Here is a 19,722-nt window from a genome sequence, read left to right on the forward strand (position 1 = left end):
TGACCGCTGACCGCTGACCGCTGACCGCTGACCGCTGACCGCTGACCGCTGACCGCTGACCGCTGACCGCTGACCGCTGACCGCTGACCGCTGACCGCTGACCGCTGACCGCTGACCGCTGAATGCTCACGCTAATATGCATTTATAGCAGTGATCAATTCGGTATTGATAACTGCTATAAATAAAATGGTTAATCCTTTTGAAACATTGGGTATGTCAGCCACCTCAACCCCTTTACCAGAAGCTCTTGCTCGGATTGTAGAACGTTTTCAGCGCCGCAAAGACCCCAAGCAACGGTATCAGCAGTTGCTGTGGTACGCCAAGAAGCTTCAGGCCATGCCAGAAACCGATAAAGTGCCAGAAAACAAGGTTCCTGGCTGCGTGTCCCAGGTTTATATCACTGCTAACTTGGATGATGGCAAAGTCTTGTATCAGGGAGACTCAGATGCCCAATTGGTTAAAGGGTTAGTAGCGTTGTTGATTGAAGGCTTGAATGGACTGACGCCAACAGAGATTGTCAACCTATCTCCTGACTTTATTCAAGACATAGGATTGAATGCTAGTTTAACCCCTTCTCGCGCTAATGGATTTTACAACATTTTCCAGACCATGAAGAAAAAAGCCCTGGGATATCAGTTGGGAATGTCTTCGAGAGAATTAAATTGAGGGATTTTCCCTTCTATTTTCCCCACACCCGGTCACCCACCCCGGACCGAGGATTAACTGACAAGACCCTTGAAATGCTGATTGTCCCGTAGGTTGGATTACGCGATCGCTAACCCAACGAACACCTCACGCTTGGTTGGGTTTCGTTGCCTCAACCCAACCTACGCCATGATCTAAAGTCAGTCAACCAGCTCTGTTCCCGATTCCCGATTCCCGATTCCCGATTCCCGATTCCCGTTCCCCTCCTGGGAGGGGTTAGGGGTGGGTTCCGATTCCCGATTCCCGATTCCCGTTCCCCTCCTGGGAGGGGTTAGGGGTGGGTTCCGATTCCCGATTCCCGATTCCCTATATTTGAGTAAATCCAGACTAAATTAAGCCTGAAACCCTTGTATAAACTGGGTTTCAGGTGTTTTTCTATGACAAAGCTACTTGAGTTCCAGCCTAGCATGGGCAATTTGCCCTTGACTTATCCATTGGAGTTTCAGTACAATAAAGTAGAACATTTGTACTACTATAGTCTTTCCTCTTAACCATTGCACCCACACCCCTAGAGCCATCACATCCCTCCTACAACGAACGATTCTAGAGCAGCGATTGGCCGTAGGCCACGCTTTGCGAACGCGTATCGCTGTGGGTAGTGTCGGGTACTGGCCATTAGCCACTGGCTGATAAAGAAACCTCTTGTTTGGGAATTATCTCAGATAAGAGCACTGTTTTAAGAGCACTGTTCTAGTAGGGAGTAGTTAGTGGATGAATATTGCTAACCAGCCACCAGCTACTATAGCGTTTTCCATATTAATGAAATACACACACCTATTTTTTCCCGATTCCCGATTCCCTACTCCCGTTCCCCTCCTGGGAGGGGTTAGGGGTGGGTTCCGATTCCCGATTCCCGATTCCCGATTCCCGATTCCCAGCGCTATAGCAATTTTAAAGTAATCATTTTCAATTAAAAAAATCTAAATCTCGTCAAAGGAACACACTATATGGTTGCCACAAAAGACAGCAAAGACCAGATTTTCCAAGCCTTTGAGCAAATCCTAAAACAGCGGCAAAATATTGACTCAAAAATTGCGACCAAAGAAGAAGAAGCAGAAAAAGCTAAAAATCAACAAGTCCTGGAAACTGCATCAAATTATACCGTTGATAATATTGTCAAAGGAATGGCTGATTTACAGCTGGAGTTTGGCACCATTGTTAATGAATTGTCAGAAAAATTATCCTCAGAAGCATCTAAACTTGATGAGCTAAAGCTGGCGATTAAAGTAGAAACTGAACACTTGCAATACCTTCAGCAAATTCGAGTTGTAGCTGATGCCTTACATTTGCTCAATCAAGAGCACCAGGAAAAGCTAAAATCCCTAGAGCAAAAAGCAGATCAACAGCGAGAAGAGATCGAAAAAGACCAAGAGCAAAAACGTAAGCTTTGGCAAAAAGACCAGGAAGACTTTGAAATAGCACGTCAAGAACAAAACGAATTATTGGCTCGGGAACGACAACGCCAAGAAGCTGACTATCAATACGAATTAGAACGTCAGCGTAAAATTGAGACGGATCAGTATGAAGAACTGAGCCGTAACCAGGAGCGAGAATTACAAGAGTCCAATCAAGAAAAAGAAAAGCAATGGTCTGAGCGAGAACAGAAGCTACAAGAATCTCAAGACCTGTTTGAAGAGTATCAACAGAAAGTGGAAGCTTTCCCCGCTGAGCTAGATGAAATCGTTAAAAAAGTAAAAGATAAAGCAATTAAAAAAGTCCAAAACGACGCTAAAGTACAGGCTGATTTACTCACCAAAGGCTGGGAAGTTACTCAACAGGGTTATGACGTTAAAATTCAGTCCTTGGAGCAACACATAGAAAAACAAAATAAACAAATTGAAAATCTATATGGTCAGCTACAAGAGACCCTGAAACAGTCCCAAGCCCTGACTTTGAAAGCTTTTGATGGGTCTTCAAGAAGCAAGGATCAAAATTAGTGACTATTTATAGCAATTATTAGACTCATGAGGTACATTCAATTTTATTCCCCCCTTATTAAGGGGGGCAAGGGGGGCAAGGGGGGATCCCTACTCCCTGCTCCCTGCTCCCTGCTCCCTAAAACCCAAAACTTTGTACCTCACCCAAATAATAATTGCTATATAGCAGTTAAGAAATTGTCAAACAGAATATAACCTTGAAAGTATGACACGCAAACCTAACAGCAAGAACACCAAAGCAGAAATTTTAGAGGCTTACAAAGAATTACTAGCAGAACGAAATGCTTTGGAAAAAGAAATGAAGCAGATGAACAAAACGGAAACTCCTCAAGTATCGACGGTGGAAAAAAAGCAAACTAATGGATCAGTATCAGCAAAAGTCATGAAAGACAAAATGATGTATACCCTAGACAGCCTGGTTAAGCTGCAATTAGGGTTTGGTAGTAGTGTCAGTGAGTTGTCGGAAAAACTAACATCAGAAGCGGCTAAACTAGAAGAATTAAGAACAGCGGTTACTGAGGAAACTCAACAACTCGCTGAACTCCACAATTTATCAGAAATTCAAGACGATACCTTAGATACGTTAATTGAAAACTATCAGAATAGCTCTAAAGCTTTCGATGAAGAAATTTACCAAAAACGGGAAGAGTTAGAGCTGGAAATAAATCAGTTAAAACAATCCTGGGACAAAGAACAAGAGGAACAGCAACGAGCTATTAAAGAACGGAATGAAGAACAAAATAAAACCCGTAAGCGAGATGCTCAAGAGTATGATTATAATTTAGCCCTACAACGCAGCTTAGATAAAGAAACCTACAACCATAACCAAGAACGTTTATACAAAGAATTGGAGGAAACGAGGCAACAACAAGAGAAACAATGGGCAGAGCGGGAAAATGCGATCGCAGAGCGAGAGAAGCAGTTTGAAGAATTAAAAACTAAGGTAGAAGCCTTCGACCAGGAAAAATCAGTGGCTATCAAAAAAGCCCAAGAAGAAGGCAAAGCGATTGCTAGCCACCAGGTCAAAATTCAAGCCGACTTACAGAATAAGGAATTAGAAGGAAATAATCGTGTCTATCAGCTAAGAATTGAATCCCTGGAACAGACAATAAAGGAATCATCAGCACGGATACACAGTCTTTCCCAGCAACTCGATACTGCCCTCAAACAAGTTCAGGATTTAGCGGTCAAGGCAATTGAGGGTGCTTCTAATATCAACTCTTATCAAGCCCTTAAAGAAATTGCCTTAGAGCAAGCCAAAAATCCAACTAAGGGTAAATAAGCCCAAAAAGGGAAATATTTTGGTGGTTTTGAAGGTTGACGACATGGTGTTGTCAACCTTCAACTATTAATAGTTGCGTAGGGTGCGTTAGGGACGGGCCGGGTCTGAGCGCCTCTAACGCGCCTTGTTAGGTTGCTGCCCGTAACGCACCACCTCATATTCATTCTGCCCCTCAGCAATGCCGGTAAAATAGTCCGGAGTTGTATCATCAGTAATATTGGGTCAAAGCGCTAATCAACCGATGGAAACAATTTCGGTAGGTGGCGACTCGTGATCACAAGCTTGCTGACCAATCTTGAGCTATGGAGCGCGATCGCTTCCATTTTTTTTTTGGTTGTGAGGTCAGCAAACACATCCTAAGTTGTCAATTTCGGTATCAGTGTTCTAAATGGTTATGAACGTAATCAAAAAAATTCGGGTGTTACTGATTGAGAGGGGTGATTTAGCGCAGTTGGGTCTCAGAAAAGTCTTGGAGCAGTACAAGGAAGTCAGTTTAGTGTCTCAAGTTTCTAGCTTGCGTCATGTGGCCGCCCTTTTAAAAAAATCTAACCCGGACGTAGTAGTCATTAATTTAGAGCCTTCAACCAATACTGATGCGTTATTGCGCTTAGTCAGAAATTGGAAAGTGGCATTTTTTCCTAACATATTGCTGCTATCTTGGGACACATCAGAAGAATTTGTGATCAGCGCTTTTGGGGCTGGGGTAGATTCCTATTATCTAAAACGGATCAATTTTCCGAAAACTAATGTAGATACCAGTACTTTCTTAGATGCTTTAAAAGCTACCTATGAAGGGCAACACTGGATTGATCCAGAAATAGCTGGTTATCTCCTAAAAAACAGTATCAAGTCACCGGGTAATAATTTTTCTGGGATTACTTTAATCAATTCCTGTGAGCCTGACTATTATCAGATTCTTAGGGAAAATCCACTGACTGAACGGGAGCTAACTGTCTTGGAATTGATCGTAGCCGGTTATACAAATGACGAAATTGCCGAGCGATTATTACTAGGTCTTGGCACAGTTAAAACTCACATTCGGTCTGTGCTGTGGAAACTGTGCTGTGACGATAGAACACAAGCAGCAGTACAAGCACTTCGCAGTGGTTTGGTGAAGTAGATACAGCAGTTCTTAATTGGGTGAGTTACAAAGTTCTAGGTTTTAGGGAGTAGGGAGTAGGGAGTAGGGAGTAGGGAGTAGGGAGTAGGGAGCGGTGCGACCCGTGGCGAATTTAATTACGGGTCAAGCGCACTGAGGGAGTAGGGAAGTCAGAAGAAGGAACTTTGGAATAGATAATAGCAATGCAGCGGTTTTTAATAACACCAAAAATCCTCCAAGCTCTTTCCTACTGCTCCGAACGCGCCCCGCGTAGCCCACGGCCTCAGTCCCTGCTCCCTGCTCCCTTTTACTTCAATCCTATGTTCACAACTCAAATATAAATACTTGATCCATTAATATCTTAAGTTTAATTGTTACACTTTAATTGCTTAGGTTTACTTTTCAGCAAAATAGCTTATTAACTACTAAGCACTAACGCCTCTACCTATAGGTTGGGTTTCAGCGTTTTTTTTGTTAAGTTTTTTTTCTTTTCTCAGAGTTTTCTTAAAATTTAGTTTATTTATCTATTCCTTTTGGACGAGTAACATTTTGAGACTGTTGACGAGCTGTGCCAATGATATTGAGAGGTTAAGTAATTGTAATGCTTGAGGTGAAACAATTACAATCATTTAGCTTATTCAAAATGCTCCTTAACTCAATAACATTTATTAATGAAAATAAATTGAACTATTCCTCTGGGATCGCTTTTGCGATTTAAAAATTTTCTGTATCACAAGAAGAGTCAGAAAAATTACGGAAAGAAAAATCCACCATGGTGAACAAGTCCTCTGTTGCGATGTCACCTCGTCAACAACAGCGTTGGAAAAGTAAAGAAACTATGTTTGCTAAGTTGCTTGCTCAGTTGTTTGCTCAGTTGAAGCAAGTGCCCTTGGGCTATTTAATGGTCATGGCTGCGATCGCCATGGCATTGGATCTCTATATCAGTACCTCCGTCACTCCTTTGATGGGTGTATCATTTTTGATGTGTCTAGTTGTGGGAGTGAGGTGGATTGGAGTCCAACCTAGTAATTCTGGGAATCAAATTCAACGGCTAGTCAGGAAATATGGTTTAGGAGCCTGTCTTTTCCTATTCGCCTTTCTGTGGTTTATGTTGGACTTTACCGCTGCGCCAGCCCATGCCCAGTTTTTCCAAGTCGCAGAAGATTGGCTAACTAGTGCTATTCCTGAAGTAGACGCCGATTTGGTGTCCCTGGTGTTTAACGTTTTACGAGCACTATTCCTAATTTATTTGGGCATTTCATTGGTCAAAGTAGTCAATGCTGCCCAACAAGATGATGACTGGAAAACCCTAGCCCGTACTCCAATCATCATTTTGATTGTAGTTACATTGGGTGATCTTTTAGCAGGCTACATCACTGGCACAGGAGCATAAACTACGCTATATCTAATTTGCCTGTTGAGTTTTATCTAGCTGAAGGGATGAGTAGTCAGGGTTTTATTGAGATTGAAAGTTGTTTCAATCACTGATAGTTGGCAAGTCTGATCCAAAATAGCTTGACCTATGGCAAATAATTCACAGCAACAATTCCGTCGTGTTAACCGAACTCTTGATGAAAAACCGAAAATTGGTCCTATTCCAGCCGATCAGTTTATCCCCTGGGCAATAATTTGGGCAATTGCCTATTACATCGTCAAGGGAGTACTAGGAGCTAGTTGGGTATGGACATCTTGTTTCGGAGTTTGGGGTATGTCTACTTGGTGGGTGCTAACTTCCTCTAGCCATTGGAAATTTCTTTCTAAGTTTATACCTGTACCTCAATGGACAAGAGGAATGGGTAGATACCAAAGGCTTTTAGAGATTAAACGGGAAAAAGCAAAGGGCAAAGGCTAAAAAGTATGACAACAACTCAAGCTCACGATCAAGCTAAACAAAAGATGGGAAAGAAGCGGGTTGATGTAGGAAATGGTAAAAAGAAAACCTTAAAGCCGTTCGAGGATGACTGTAAGTTAGCTAGTTTCCTAGAAGTCAGACTTGATGGGTCTGATGTTGGGGCATACATTCTCAGAAAAGGAGAAGCTTCCTATAAATTTGTGTTTGGTTTTGAATGTCGAGGCATTCACACCACCTTACGGCAGGAGTTAATTGACCCGGTTTTTGATGCCATCGAAGCTGGGTTAAAAGATTTCCCAGAGCAGGAAACCCTCACGATTCACCTAAAGTCTTTCACTGATGACACTGATAGACAAAACACGTTGAGTCAGTTGATTAAGGGTACAGACTCTAACGAGTTAAAGTACCTAATCATGGGAGAAAAGAAGCGAATTCAAGACTTGACAAAAGGGGGGATTAGAAAGCCCAAGACATTGTATTTATTTGCTACCTATACCGTAGAATCAGGTCGAGAGGGAGCATCTGATAAAATCGAAGAATTTTTGATGACAGCTACCAAGTGGTGGAACGGATTTATTGGCAAGCTGGATGAGTATGAAAAACAGCAGATCGAGAGAGTGATAGAGATTGCCTTTAATAATGGCTATCAATTTTGGGAAAGGCTGTTGAGCAATCAAATGGGTCTATCGATTCGCCCTCTTTCTGCTCAAGAGTGTTGGAATTATGTGTGGCAGCGATTTAATGATACACCACCTCGTTCAGTTCCCCAGTTGCTTTCCTTAACTGAAGCTGGAGTTACCGAAGAGGTTTACTCAGAAATCCACCCGGTTTCTCTGTTAATGGAAGACTATACCGCTATTCCATTTGCTGATCGACGTTGGATTAATCTCAAAGACCAGTATACCGCAGTCATGCTCTTTTTAGACAAGCCTGAGGGGTGGAGGAATAAAGAATCCCAAATGCGCTATCTCTGGCAAGTCATGGCAAAAGATGAGGTCTATGACACCGATTGTTTTTGTGAGATTTCCAAAGCGAACATTAAGACAGTAACCAGCAAAATGCATTCGCTGACGAAACAGGCAAATGTCTCCTCAAAATATGCAGAGGAGAAAAATACGATTAATGTTAAAGCACAATTAAATATTCAGAAAAATGTCGAGGCTCAGGCGGCTATCTATGAAGGAGCCGTGCCATTTAATGTCTCGGTTGTTTTCTTAGTTCATCGCGATTCTCCACAAGATTTAGATCAGGCGTGTTATACTTTAAAATCTTATTTTCCGCCACCAGCTTGGATGGTAAGGGAGAGCGAGTATCCTTGGAAAATATGGCTAGAAACCTTACCAATTTCCTGGAGCAGACTATTAATGCGTCCGTTTAAGCGATCGCATACCTATTTAAGCCATATTGCACCAGGCTTAATGCCAGTAGTCAAAACCCGGACAGTGGATAGAACGGGATTTGAATTAATCTCTGCTGAAGGGGGTACGCCAGTTTTTATTGACTTATTCAAACAGCATAAAAACCTAGGTATTTTCGGAACCACCCGCAGTGGAAAATCTGTTTTGGCATCAGGAATTATTACCCAAGCCTTGGCTCATGGTATACCCATCTCAGCTATGGATTATCCAAAACCCGATGGCAGTTCTACCTTTAGTGACTACACCGCTTTTCTCGGGGATAAAGGAGCTTATTTTGATATTGGTCGAGAGGCAGTTAATCTTTTCGAGTTGCCCAATTTAAAGGGATTAGATGGTAAACTACAACAAGAGAGACTTACAGAATACAAAGAATTCTTAGTCGAAGCACTAATGCTAATGGTTCTTGGCTCCACGACGTTTCATGACCGGACTTATACGGATAACATCAGAGCCATGTTAAGCTTAGCAATCAAAGCCTTTTTTGATGATGATCAAATCCATGACCGTTATGTAGCAGCAAATATCAATGGCTTAGACTCTCAAGAATGGCAATTAATGCCTACCCTTGCAGATTTTATTGATTTTTGTTCCTTAGAGAGATTGCGAGTTACCTCTGTATCTGGGGATATCCTTCAAGGCTTGGATCAAGTCAAATTGCGACTGAGGTATTGGATCAATAGCCGAGTAGGACAAGCGATTAGTCGTCCTTCTACCTTTAGAAGTGATGCTCAGTTATTAGTCTTTGCCTTACGGAATATTAGTAGTGACGAAGATGCTGCACTACTCTCCTTAGGGATTTACTCAGCAGCCTTAAGACGTTCTTTAGCCTCGCCGGTGAGTATATTTTTCATCGATGAAAGTCCGATTCTGTTCCAGTATAATTCCATTGCTGAATTAATTGGCAGATTGTGTGCTAATGGAGCTAAAGCAGGAATTCGGGTAATTTTATCCGCTCAAGATCCAGATACCATTTCCAAGTCTCCCAGTGCAGCGAAAATTTTTCAGAATATAACAACACGCTTAGTAGGGAGGATTCAACCAACAGCAGTGGATAGCTTTGTTAATATTTTGAAATATCCTTCAGAGATTATTAACAAAAATGCCACAGAAGGATTTTTTCCTAAACAAGAAGGAATGTATTCTCAATGGTTACTCGATGACAATGGGATTTACACCTACTGTCGATTTTATCCCGGTTCAGCACTGTTAACAGCTGTTGCTAATAATCCTGAAGAATCAGCAATTCGTCAGACAGCAATGCGCTTACATCCCCAGGATAAAATTATGGCTATGCATTATGCTAGTAAAAAAATGGCAGAAATGCGTAATTCAGAAGTCCAAGTTGTGAATTCAAAGTTACCCGATCCGAGAGCAAAAGTTCGACTTCATAATTAAGCCATAAAAATAGGATATAATCTAGGTAAGTCAGGGATACGCTTTTATAGCGCTACGGGCAAGTAAGAAGTTAGAAGTCAGAATTCAAAAGTAAGCGATTACTTACGTTTCGGAGTTTAGGAATGTCCTAATCTCAATGGGTAGTGCTATATGGTTTAGCTTTCAGTTTTCAGTTTTCAGCCTTCAGCATTTTTTCGTAAATATTCAATCTAGGAGTTCAATCATGGCTAAAAATGTGACCAAAACTTGGATACAGTTGTTAATTATTAGTACCCTAATTACAACAGTTCCTAAACCAGCCTATGCTTCTGGTGGAATTGTCGATAGTTTTGTTGACTCGTTTGTTGAGGAATTTCAGAAGGTTAAGTCTTACTTTACAAATTTCTTAGATGAGTTTACCAATCTACCAGAAACCATAGACAACGATTTGAAATCAGCATTGGAAGATTCCATGGGAGTTTTAGGTATCCCCGATGTGGAAGACGTCAGAGCGTCAATTGAGGAAAGTCTCCAAACAAGCGATTACCCAATTTATGAAGGAGACAAACTTGCTAATGAAGTAGAAAGGCAAGTTGCTAGAGCCTCAGCCTCTCGTGTTCTGAGTCAAGAAGGACAGGAGCAGTCAATCCGGGAGCTAAAGCAAATGCAGAATACCGTTTCAGAGGTAGAGCAATCAGCACAAACAGCTCAAAATCAGACAGTTACCCAGAATGTGATCAAAGAAGTCGCTCTTCAGAATGCTCGTCAAGCCGCCATACTCGGCTCCTTGCAAGCCGCTACCGTTGAGGAAGCGCAACGACAGGAAATTTCTAACATGCTCCAGAGCAATATCTCTCGTGCTTTGGATGGACAAACTCAGGCAGATCAATACCAAAAACTGGGCGCTGGTATGGAAACTTTGAGAATTACCTCATTAAGTGGCTTGTTTTAGTTAGCTAGGGTGTTGACTGTTGGCCGTTGACTGGTAAGAATTCAGCTATCAGCTGTCAGCCGTCAGCTAATCAACAGGAGGTAGTAAACCAAGCTTACGGGCTGGTACGGCTGGTTGAAAATCCCTGCTCGTTTTACTCATCCGACCCCGTGCAGTTAAAGCGCTTGCTAGCACCTCAAGTAGCGTGGCCTAGGAGCAATAGCTGATAGCTGATACCTGACGGCTGAATGCTTACGTTGATCGTTAATTGTTAATCCTTAACCGTTGACCGTCAACAGTTATCTGGATGCAGAATTCTTCAATTATTATCAATTCTGAACTCACGCACCCTCCGCACTTAACACTTAGCACTTAGCACTCAATACTCCCCACTCATTACTCCGCACTCAATACTTCCCACTCAAAACTATTTCTCCTATGTCTCCTTGGTCTGGCTTACCTGCTTGTCCCTATTCCTACCTTATTTGTTTATCCCCATGTGTAGCGATCGCCATGTCTACTTGTCCTTATCTTCCGGATTTCCTCCGTCTGCCGATCTCTGTGAGTTCCTCATCTACCCACTCTCCCCACTCTCCCCACTCTCCCCACTCTGCTCATCCCATCACTAATCACGTCAAGAGGTAGTCATTAAATGATAGTCACCCCCAACTTAATCGCTCAATTTAGTAATGGAGCCTCCCAAATTATCCAGAATGGTCGTACCGGACAAATTGCGATCGCACAAGCCATGGATGAGCTGTGGAGTGAAGTCCTCGGAGGTGGGTTGTATGCTGTGATCACTAAACTGGGGGTGTTTTTTGCCGTGGGAAGCTTAGTTCTATTCATGACTCAATGGGCAAAAGCCTTAATAGAATACGATGAGCCAATTATGTGGTCTGAGATCATCTGGCCCTTATTAGTCGCGGTTTTGTTAGCCAATGATGGAGCAATGTTAGCCAATGGCACCCAAGGACTCAGAAGTGTAATCAACAATACGTCTAATTCACTACTGCAAAACGCATCTGCCAGAATTTCTTTGCAAGAATCCTACCAAATTGTGACAGAAAATATTGGGGCGAAGGCGGTTATTGATTCCTTGGTTTCTCAATGTGATGCTATCGTCGATGTTCAACAACAGGTGGATTGTTTAACAAATGCAGAGCAACAAGCACAGGAGTTTTCTAGAACGTTAAACCCATCATCTCAGGCATTTCTCTCTCAAATTGGTTCATTGCTTAACCCTCTCAATGTTACTGAACGAGTTGGCTTTGCTTTACAAACCGCAGTAACGGGTTGGTTAATGTCGATTGGGATGGCATTTCAGTGGGTAGCAGAAGTTTCCATGTTGCTAACCGGACTATTAGGTCCATTAGCGGTTGGGGCCACATTATTACCTGTGGGAGCTAAGGCGATTTACGCTTGGTTAATTAGCTTTTTCTCCATCGGTTTAGTTAAAATATGCTACAACATTATTGTTGGTTTAGTCGCCACCTTAATTGTTAATGCTGAGAGTTATAACCCATTAGTTTTTGCTTTTGTAGCTGGATTGATTGCCCCCATCCTAGCGTTAGTATTAGCCGCTGGAGGAGGTCTAGCTATTTTTAATAGCTTAAACTCCTTCAGTGCTTTTGTATTAGGAGGCTTGAAATAAATGGACAGCACGAATAGTTCTCCTCAGAATAAGCTTAAATTTCTCCAAAGAGGTAAGAAGAGTACTTGGTTATCCAGTTTCAATGTGACGGATAGTCTGGGAATTATCTTAATCAGCAACTTTGCTTACAATACCTTAATTCTGTTTTTCCTAGCCCTGTTGTATGGCGCTCAAGCAAGGCTAGCTAATAAGCCAGCTCCTTCCTTAGTGCAATTGAAGACTGGTGAAACCACTGCCGTAGAAGCCATTGGGAATAAAGAACGGACAGCAGAGGTAATTAAAGCATTTACAATTAAAACCATGAGTGACCTGTTTACTTGGACAGGGCGATTACCTGGAAAAGATGGCGTTCCCTTTTCTAACTTAGACTCTGATCCAGGAGTAGAAATTCATGGCAAAGGTAGGCGTCGAGGTAAAATATCTACTCAAGCCTGGAAAGCTAGCTTTGCCTTAGCCGATGATTTTCGTGATCCGTTTCTATTAAAGTTAGTAGACTTAACGCCATCCAACGTATTTAAGGGCAAAACACAATTTGCTTTTGTCCCCCAATTTGTCAGAGAACCTATTAAAATAAAAGAAGGGGAATGGACAATCGATTTGGTTGGCACGTTAACCGTTCTAGATACTACCAATAATTTGCCTACCTATATTCCCTTCAACAAACAGGTGCATGTACGGGCAGTGGAGCCTCCTAAGTATTCACCAGGTATGGCAGACGATAGTCTACCTCCAATTATTGCTAAGGCTAGAGAGAAAGGTTTGGAGGTGGTCAGTATCAAGGATTTAGACTCGAAATAAACCTGAATCCTGAGTCGAATAGTCCTGATTCCAAGAGTCCAATAATCCGTGCATCCGTCCCTGTTTATACATCAGTGTTGTGCGACTAATGACTACAGCAACTGGAATAACTACAGCAACTGGGAGAAATTATGAAGCTATCAGATCTCAAAGACTTTGATGTCCAAAGCATCGAACATAAATCTGAAGAAGAAATGAGTAAAAAAACTCTGATTCAGCAGAACAGTGGTGCAGAGAATACCGCCCCGACATGGACAGAAGAATCATTAGCGGAGTTGTTACAATTTGATACTAGTTATGACCAAGAAAAAAATCCTAGCAGTCAGGGGGTAATAGCATCGACTGATGGTACCGCTGATTTAGATCCAGACTTAAATGTTACCCAAGCGGAATTCGCCAAATCTGGTTGGGCAAAAGGTGCTTCGGTTGGTGCAGTAACTGGGTCAATTGCTGTAGTCGCCGGATTAGTTTTTACAGGGATGACCTCCTTGTCTTCTAAGAAGAAATTGGTCGAAAAAGTTACTCCGATTCCCACCAGTGTTGATAACGAAGCGGAAAACGCGACCGATTCTGAAATCGGACGACTGAAGACTGAATTAGCCCTAGCCAAGCAACAAAAACAGATCCAAGCCATTCAAGAGAAAAAAAGACCAAAAACAACCATAGAGCTTGCCAAGTCAGAAGAACCCCCATCACCGAAAACAGCTCCACCACCTCGTCCTAGGCCAGCAGTGCGTTCAGCACCACCCCCTCCTGTGGTAAGAGCATCAACCCGTCCAGCACCCCGTCCAGTACGGCAACCGGTGGTAATTCGTCAAGCTCCCCCACCACCGCGTCCAGTGCAGCAACCAGTAGTAATTCGTCAAGCTCCCCCACCCCGTCCAGTGCGGACAGCACCAGTGCGGAGAGCACCAACACCACCCCCTGTGGCAAAAGCACCAACACCTCCTCCACCTCCTCCAGCCCCAGCACCAAAGATAGATCCCATGGAGCAATGGCTGGCTTTGAGCCAACTGGGAAGTTATGGTTTGAGTTCGGTGAATACTCCAGAAGCGCCACAGGAAAATGTGGCGATGATGGAACCAAGCCCACAAACACAAGCAGTAGCCCAACGAAACAATGGGATCAGGGGACGCTCTACTATTGCTAGTACATACTCAATTCCAGCTGTACAGAGAGTTTCCAACTCTCCCAATCCTCCCCAACCCCTTAATGGATCTCCCGTTATCTTTGCTGATCAAGTTGCTATCTCAGAAGAAGCCAGTATTTTAGCTGGGAGACCGATCAGACGGAAGCTATTTTCCTTTGGTCAAGAAGCAGCTGGAGAATTAATTACACCAATTGTTTGGACAAAGTCGAACCTATCTCGAAATTCTCAACAACCAAATTTGGATGAACGATTTGTGGTGCGTCTGAGTGAGCCTCTAGTGGATCAAGATAACCAAGTTTTGCTCAAAGCTGGTACCAAAATTGTCTTTCTCTGTGACATGGTTGATGATAGTGGACTAGTCAATAGTGATGCGATCGCATTAATCATCGATGACCAAGAATATCAGTTACCCCCAGGAGTGATTAGTCTCAGAGGAGATAAGGGTAATCCCATGGTGGCGAATGTCTGGGATCGGGGTTCTGATGATATCGCCAGAAATGACATGATCGCCTTCTTGTTTGGTTCTGCTGCCAAAGTCGGAGAAGTACTCAATCAACCTGAACGGAGTCAAATTATCACCTCCAGTGGTTTTGGCTCAAGCCAGTCTAGCACCTTCACTAGTCGAGACCGCAACCTATGGGGAGCAGTGCTTGAGGGAGGGTTTAAACCTCTTGCTCAGGACATTGTAGAGCGTAATGCTTCAGCAACACGCCGACTACAAAATTTGCCCAAATTGTGGTATATGGGTGCCGGGAGTTCCGTACAAGTTTTTGTCAACACACCCTTTGAGCTGTAGTAGCCTGTCTTCTGAATTCATAACCCTGAATTCAGAAGACGGACTTAGCTGATAGCTGAGGGACTGGATCAAGACAATACTTATAGCAATCGAAGTAAAAGTTAAGACATATTTCTGTTCCCTGTTCCCAGATCCGCTGTTCCCCCCTTCCGCGCGGGGGGTTAGGGGGGATCCGCTGTTCCCTTTAAAACACAATAGTATGTCCTAAACTATACTGCCATTGCTATACATTTTGACGTTTGAATTTTTCATTTTAGGAGCTTGTAAGTAGCCATGACTAATTTTTTTTCAGCCTTGGAAATCAAATTAGGTCAAGAGTTAAAAATTACCCCAGCCAAAACTCAGATTTTTTTACTATTTGCTTTATCCCTTTTTCTAGCTAAGCCAGCTTGGGCAGATCCTGGTAATTCAGCTATAGCAGTCAAACGGGTAAGTCTAACCTCTTCTGGGCAATCTTCAGTGCCTCAAAATAGCCCAATTCCAGTAGCATTGGCTCCAGGATATGGAGTAAATATCAGTTTCATTTCTACTGGGGAAGTTATTGAAAAACTCTGGATTGATAATCCCTCATTCGTTGCTGTTGATGTCGATGGTTGCTTAGATAACTTAGTTGCTAAAAAAAACTGTGAGTATAATCAGGCAACTGTAATTCATTTGCGCCGGATTGAACAACTTGATATTCCTGGTATACCAAAGACAAATAGCACACTTTTGACAGTAGTTACTCGTTCTGTTGAGGGTAGGCAAATTTACTTATTTAAAGTGACTCCAGCTGACCGACCTAGCGAAGTAGTCATTGAGTTTAATAAGCCTACTCCTTCCGTAGACTTTATAGTCGTCGATGCCATAGAGCGGGGGATCTTTCGAGCAACCTTACAAGGACTTTTAGTCAAGGGTTCAGAACTTCATAGAAAGTTAGATAATTTCGTAGTTTTTATCAAAGACGGTCAGACTATTTCAAATGCCGCCACTCAAGCCGGTATTTCTTTGGAATTGGCAGATAAATTGCAAAAAATGGGTCGTCGTCCAACTGTTCCAACAGCCATTTCACAAATGAATGAACAGAAAAACACCATTGAAGTCCTAACTAAAGAAGTCGTAATCCAGGAGAAAAATAATGAGCAGTAAGCATCAGAGAAAATCCAATAAAAATAAACCTTGGTTGCAAATGGATAAGCATAGGCGAAAAGGGTTTATTTTACTATATTGGTTCGTCACTGGCTTAGGTCTTTGCTTTTTACTTTCTGGTATTCTTATTGCCTCTGGATTAAGAATGCCAACAGCGGTCGCAACTCTTACTCCTGTTCAAAACAGTAAACTACCAGTAAAAGAAACGAAAATTGAACCCAAGGTAGAAGCACAAGTAAAACCACACGTAAAACCAAACGTAAAACCCAAGGTAGCATTAAATGCTGCAAGTTATCCTCTGAAAGACTATCTGCCAACCACCGCTTGGGAGGGAACTAAACTACCAAATTGGAATCAAGTCACCTTCGGAAGTTTTCCCGGTATTTCTCAAGGGGGTTCTTTTCAAGCCTCCTCAGACGTGATTAAAGCCGTAGGTTATGACCCATCAAGGATATGGTTAGCTGGTCAAACACCAGACCAATATATGAAATTAGGAGACTTTCAGCAGATATTTGAGCTACAAAATTTTAGCTTGAATAACATTATGTCCCTAACCGGATTCGACTTAGGAAATCTTTCCTTAGCAGATTTTGGGTTAATGAGCTCCCAAACCTTAGGTAGCTTAGTAGACGCCATCCCTGATTTGGAGAGATATACTATAGAACAGCTGCAACCAGTCTTTGGTTTACTATCGATCAATTTGGCCAGTAGCTTTGACCCAACAGAAACCTTAGGAGACTTTTTAGCATTCTCACCCCACCTCAGAGACCTTTCCTTTGACACCCTTGACCTATCAGGTTATACCTTAGATTCCCTACCTGGTATTGATGTTGCTCCCTTGGCTGCATTTAAGGATTGGCAGAATACCAATATCGCTCAAGTTCCTGGCTTATCCCAAGTACCATTTTCCCAATTTCCCAATCCGATTCAAGCACAAGGAAGCGCCATTGGTATTTTGGATATTGCCTTTGGCATAGCTGAATCTCAACGCTATAATACCATTTCCGGTAGTGATCAAGAAGGATTTAAAGTTCCCTGTGACAGTGAATGTGCTCATATCGAATTAGCTGGTCAACCAAGTATCAAAGGTAAGCAGTGGATTAGTGGTAAATATCAAGAAGTTCAGGGAGGTTCCGGTTTTTTAGGACAAATAAATGATGGGATGGAACCCACTGGTAGACACCCCTTTGGCGATGCCTTTAAGGTAGTAGTTTGGGATACATCAGAAACAGAAGGCTCTGCTGGTACAGCCTTGTTTTTCCGCTATTGTATCCGTAACACTTTTGTGGATTTAGGTTGTACACCCTATTTCATTGGTCCTGTACCATTTCTATCCTACCAGGAGAAAGATCCAATCTTTTTAGGCTTACTTTAGTCATTAATTTGAAAATTGTTAATTGTTACAGGACTTACGCAAAATTAGTATAATTAGTTAATAACGCACCCTACCGAGAGATTGATTGCATAAGTCCTGTGTTTATTGTCCTTTTTCAATTTTCAATTAAAAAAAAAATGAAACAGACTCCAAATCATGTTGTTAGTCTACCTCCGGGATTAATTTATCAGCAACTTACCAAAGAAAATCTTATAGATTTTTCCCAAACTAATCAGGGAATCACCATCACCAGCTGTTTGATAGCTTTGGGTTTGCTAGCGATAATACCGGATGGCAAGAAAGGTCAATTAGCTACAGGTTATTGGGGAGGGAAAAAGGAGAAAAAAGCTGCTCGTAAAAAAGCTCAGGCACAGATGGCTAATCTTTCCAGAAACTCCGTTGCTCTCTACGTCGGCACTCCCGAAGACATTCAGAAGCGTCAGGAGCAAGAATGGATAAAGCAGGGGAAATTGAAAAAGCAACTGAAACCTGAAGCTTTCAATTGGTTTAAGCCTGCTGCCGAGTCCTTATATCTTCCCGATGCCCAACGAGGAATTGCCGCCATTGGAGCCAGTGGTTCAGGCAAATCCTTTTCAGTCTGTGACCCTCTAATTCGTTCATCCCTTGACCAAGGATTTCCTACAATTATATATGACTTCAAATATCCAGCGCAAGCAAAACGAGCTGTGGGTTATGCTTTAAAAAGAGGTTATAACGTACATATTTTTGCCCCTGGTTTTCCCGAGTCAGATGTCTGTAATCCCTTGGATTTACTCAAAGATGAAGAAGATGCGATCGCAGCCGGTCAAATCGCCCAAGTCATTAACCGAAATACAGATTTAACTGGCGGAAAAGCCAGTGGTGATAAGTTCTTTGAAGATGCGGGTGATAGTTTAGTCGAAGGAATCTTTTTGTTAACAAAGGCAGTTGGTACCTTAGTAGAAAATCAGCGATATTGTGATATAATGACAGCACAGGCAATTTTAAGTTTGCCTGACCTAGTTAGCCGATTGGAATTTGCTTCCCAGGAGAAATTAAATGTCTGGACCACTCGCCCCCTATCCCAAATCATTAGCATCAAAGAAAGTGAAAAAACCGTAGCCGGTATTATCGGAATTGCTCAGAGAACCTTCCAAAAATTCTTGAAAAAAGACTTTATGGGAGCATTTTGCGGAAAAACCACCTTACCTTTAGATTTAGAAGGAAAACAACTCATCGTCTTTGGGTTAGATCGAAATAACCGGGATATTGTCGGACCACTATTAGCAACAATCCTCCATATGGTAATTAACCGAAATGTATCCCGAATTAAACCTCGAACAGACCCTCTAGTTGTTTCCCTAGATGAGCTACCAAGTTTGTACTTACCCCAGCTGGTAAACTGGTTAAATGAAAACCGAGAAGATGGGTTTTGTGGTATTCTAGGCTATCAAAACTTAGGACAATTAGAAAACAGGTATGGCAAAGAGCTGACCAGAGCTATTCTAGGAGGTACAGCTACAAAGTTCATCTTTAATCCCCAAGATCCAGACTCCGCTAAAACCTTCTCTGACCTATTAGGAGAGTTTCAAATTCATTTCAAATCCAAATCCAAGAGTAGTGGTACAGGGGGCAGTTCTCACTCTAAATCCGATCAAAAAAACAAGCGACCACTTTTAGAGCCCGCTCAGTTTATTAAATTACCTACTGGTAAAGCAGTGATCATCAATCCCGCTTATCAAAGAGCCAAAGAAAGCTATGTGCCTTTGTTAGAACAAATTCAAATTCCTGAATCTGATCTTAAAGAGCAGGAGTGGTCAGAAAATTTATGGGAGAGTATTCGAGAGCATTTAATTAAAGTCAAGAGAGCATCTCACCGAGTTTCTAATCAGCAAAGGGTGCGTCAACTTAAGGAGAGAATGGCATTAGTAGAGCAATTATTTCCATTGCCAACAGATGGAGCTAGACAAGCACCAGCATCATTTTCTCCTACCCCAGCACTAATCCCAAAATCTGGATCTATGTCATCCACGGCAACTTCTCATTGGCCTCCACGTCTATCTGATCAAGATGTCTCACCAGACCTTCTGGAAGGAAGTTTTTAATGAGTTACTTTCATAGAAGTTACAGGTTACAGGTTACAGGTTACAGGTTACAGGTTGCAGGTTGCAGGTTGCAGGTTGCAGGTTGAAGGTTGCGTAGGGTGCGTGATAAGACGGGCTCGCCCTCATTTTCCGCCTCAACGCC

Annotated in this window: 18 protein-coding genes; 17 read left to right on the forward strand and 1 reads right to left on the reverse strand. The window is 42.4% G+C overall.

Translation table 11 applies throughout. The annotated features are described in order from the left end of the window. Positions 1-213: 213 nt before the first annotated feature. Positions 214-666 carry a SufE family protein gene (locus F6K63_RS33110; protein WP_287314508.1) on the forward strand — a complete coding sequence of 151 codons (453 nt, stop codon included), beginning with the start codon at positions 214-216 and terminating at the stop codon, positions 664-666. Between the two features lie 146 nt (positions 667-812). Further along, positions 813-980, forward strand: coding sequence for a hypothetical protein (locus F6K63_RS33115; RefSeq protein WP_287314499.1), 168 nt, complete (start codon positions 813-815; stop codon positions 978-980). Between the two features lie 111 nt (positions 981-1,091). Here F6K63_RS33115 and F6K63_RS33120 read toward each other — a convergent pair whose 3' ends face one another. Continuing rightward, the gene (locus F6K63_RS33120; RefSeq protein ID WP_137985281.1) at positions 1,092-1,328 is read right to left on the reverse strand and encodes a hypothetical protein; all 237 of its coding nucleotides are present in this window, start codon (positions 1,326-1,328) and stop codon (positions 1,092-1,094) included. 136 nt (positions 1,329-1,464) lie between these two features. Between F6K63_RS33120 and F6K63_RS33125 the strand changes: the two genes are divergently transcribed. From F6K63_RS33125 to F6K63_RS33195, 15 genes are all read left to right on the forward strand, one after another. Continuing rightward, complete coding sequence (locus tag F6K63_RS33125) at positions 1,465-1,605, forward strand: hypothetical protein (RefSeq protein ID WP_287314501.1); 141 nt, start codon at positions 1,465-1,467, stop codon at positions 1,603-1,605. Positions 1,606-1,652: 47 nt separating this feature from the next. Further along, a complete protein-coding gene (locus tag F6K63_RS33130; protein ID WP_071102806.1) occupies positions 1,653-2,642 on the forward strand; it encodes a coiled-coil domain-containing protein in 990 nt (329 codons plus the stop codon). A 205-nt stretch (positions 2,643-2,847) separates the two neighbouring features. Then, positions 2,848-3,924: a coiled-coil domain-containing protein gene (locus F6K63_RS33135; RefSeq protein WP_287265791.1), complete on the forward strand. Its 1,077-nt coding sequence runs from the start codon at positions 2,848-2,850 to the stop codon at positions 3,922-3,924. 394 nt (positions 3,925-4,318) lie between these two features. Continuing rightward, entirely contained in the window at positions 4,319-5,044 is a 726-nt protein-coding gene (locus F6K63_RS33140) for a response regulator transcription factor (RefSeq protein ID WP_009149108.1), read from the forward strand. Between the two features lie 751 nt (positions 5,045-5,795). Continuing rightward, a complete protein-coding gene (locus F6K63_RS33145) occupies positions 5,796-6,416 on the forward strand; it encodes a hypothetical protein (RefSeq protein WP_287314504.1) in 621 nt (206 codons plus the stop codon). A gap of 129 nt (positions 6,417-6,545) precedes the next feature. Beyond that, positions 6,546-6,875, forward strand: coding sequence for a hypothetical protein (locus F6K63_RS33150; protein ID WP_009149104.1), 330 nt, complete (start codon positions 6,546-6,548; stop codon positions 6,873-6,875). Between the two features lie 5 nt (positions 6,876-6,880). Beyond that, positions 6,881-9,688, forward strand: a complete 2,808-nt coding sequence (locus tag F6K63_RS33155) for a putative type IV secretion/conjugal transfer ATPase (RefSeq protein ID WP_009149102.1) — start codon at positions 6,881-6,883, stop codon at positions 9,686-9,688. A 223-nt stretch (positions 9,689-9,911) separates the two neighbouring features. Beyond that, positions 9,912-10,619: a hypothetical protein gene (locus F6K63_RS33160; RefSeq protein WP_009149100.1), complete on the forward strand. Its 708-nt coding sequence runs from the start codon at positions 9,912-9,914 to the stop codon at positions 10,617-10,619. A 417-nt stretch (positions 10,620-11,036) separates the two neighbouring features. Next, the gene (locus F6K63_RS33165; RefSeq protein WP_287314506.1) at positions 11,037-11,243 is read left to right on the forward strand and encodes a hypothetical protein; all 207 of its coding nucleotides are present in this window, start codon (positions 11,037-11,039) and stop codon (positions 11,241-11,243) included. Positions 11,244-11,250: 7 nt separating this feature from the next. After that, positions 11,251-12,249, forward strand: a complete 999-nt coding sequence (locus tag F6K63_RS33170; protein WP_009149099.1) for a hypothetical protein — start codon at positions 11,251-11,253, stop codon at positions 12,247-12,249. Next, a complete protein-coding gene (locus tag F6K63_RS33175; protein WP_009149098.1) occupies positions 12,250-13,047 on the forward strand; it encodes a hypothetical protein in 798 nt (265 codons plus the stop codon). It begins immediately after the preceding gene. Positions 13,048-13,178: 131 nt separating this feature from the next. Continuing rightward, positions 13,179-14,993 (forward strand): TrbI/VirB10 family protein, encoded by a 1,815-nt coding sequence (locus F6K63_RS33180; RefSeq protein WP_287247515.1) that lies wholly within the window; start codon positions 13,179-13,181, stop codon positions 14,991-14,993. A 273-nt stretch (positions 14,994-15,266) separates the two neighbouring features. After that, entirely contained in the window at positions 15,267-16,121 is an 855-nt protein-coding gene (locus F6K63_RS33185) for a hypothetical protein (protein WP_009149096.1), read from the forward strand. Beyond that, positions 16,111-17,496, forward strand: coding sequence for a hypothetical protein (locus tag F6K63_RS33190; RefSeq protein WP_009149095.1), 1,386 nt, complete (start codon positions 16,111-16,113; stop codon positions 17,494-17,496). Before F6K63_RS33185 ends, F6K63_RS33190 begins: the two co-directional genes overlap by 11 nt. Positions 17,497-17,633: 137 nt before the next feature. Further along, positions 17,634-19,580 carry a type IV secretory system conjugative DNA transfer family protein gene (locus F6K63_RS33195; RefSeq protein ID WP_131826891.1) on the forward strand — a complete coding sequence of 649 codons (1,947 nt, stop codon included), beginning with the start codon at positions 17,634-17,636 and terminating at the stop codon, positions 19,578-19,580. Positions 19,581-19,722 lie beyond the last annotated feature (142 nt).

This window comes from Moorena sp. SIO1G6, from assembly GCF_010672795.1.
Taxonomy (GTDB): Bacteria; Cyanobacteriota; Cyanobacteriia; order Cyanobacteriales; family Coleofasciculaceae; genus Moorena; species Moorena producens.